We start from the raw sequence: 1,232 nt of genomic DNA, 5'->3' as shown, positions 1-1,232 counted from the left end.
TTGAATCGGCTACACTAAATTGGACAACTTTTTTGTGGGGAATTACACTACAAAAAGAACCCATAAGGAGCGAATGTCATGTCGCAACCCAAACGAGAACGCCGAACGTTCACCCCTGAATTTAAAAACCAAATGGTTCAGCTTTATCAGAGTGGAAAGTCACGTGCGATCATTGCCCGAGAGTATGACTTAACGCCGTCCTCTTTGGACAAATGGATCAAACAAGCAACGGCAACCGGCTCTTTTAAAGAAAAGGACAATCGCTCCGAACAAGAAGAAGAACTCCAGCGATTACGAAAAGAATTAGCTCACGCCAAAATGGAAAATGATATTTTAAAGCAAGCCGCGCTGATTATGGGACGAAAGTAAATGTGATTCGAAACAATACTCACAAATACTCGGTATCAGCAATGTGCGCCGTCCTAAAGCTCTCTCGAAGTACGTATTACTATGCGGTAAAAAACGCGCAAAGTAAGCCGAAAGAGGATGCACTAACAGCGCTTGTTTGTCGTCTTTTTCAAGAAAGCCGAGGAACCTATGGAACGCGTAAATTGAAGGCTGCTCTTCTTCGTGAAGGACAGTGTGTATCGAGAAGACGTATTGGTCGAATTATGGCCAACGAAGGGTTGATTTCCGTTTATACAGTGGCCCAGTATAAGCCACGAAAAACCCCAACGAACGAGGCGGTTATTGCCAATAAGTTAGACCGGTCATTTACACAAGAAATCGAGCGGCACAGTATCGTGAGTGACCTCACCTACACAAGAGTAAACGGGCGCTGGCACTATGTTTGTTTATTGCTTGATCTCTACAACCGAGAAGTGATTGGTTGGAGCCATGGTCCAAATAAAACAAGCGAACTAGTTAAAAGAGCCTTCGCTTCAGTCAGTGGAGATTTACGAAAAATCACGCTTTTCCACACTGATCGAGGGAGTGAATTTACAAGCCGAGCGATTGATGAATCCCTACATGCATTTGAGATTGAACGTTCCCTAAGCCTAAAAGGTTGCCCCTATGATAATGCCGTAGCAGAGTCGATGTTTCATATCGTGAAAGTGGAGTGCCTAAAACGCCATACGTTTGACACCACAACGGATTTAGAACGTGAACTGTTTGACTATCTTCATTGGTACAACCATTTCCGCATGCATGGAACGTTAAACTACCAGAGTCCAATTGAATTCAAACAAGACGCCCACAAAAAAAGTGTCTAGAAAAGTGTTGACGGTTCA

At 43.7% G+C, this 1,232-nt stretch carries 1 protein-coding gene; it reads left to right on the top strand.

The genetic code is table 11. The features are described 5' to 3' along the window. Positions 1-78 precede the first annotated feature (78 nt). Positions 79-1,214, top strand: a protein-coding gene (locus JCM19038_RS20130; protein WP_152549536.1) for an IS3 family transposase whose coding sequence is annotated in 2 segments (ribosomal slippage) — positions 79-334 and positions 334-1,214 — 1,137 coding nt in all. Because the reading frame shifts where the segments join, the coding sequence is not laid out codon by codon here. Positions 1,215-1,232: the final 18 nt, after the last annotated feature.

Source organism: Geomicrobium sp. JCM 19038 (assembly GCF_000698125.1).
Taxonomy (GTDB): Bacteria; Bacillota; Bacilli; order Bacillales; family Marinococcaceae; genus Geomicrobium_A.
The sequence above is the reverse complement of the archived record's forward strand: the minus strand, read 5'-3'. Positions and strand labels throughout refer to the sequence as shown.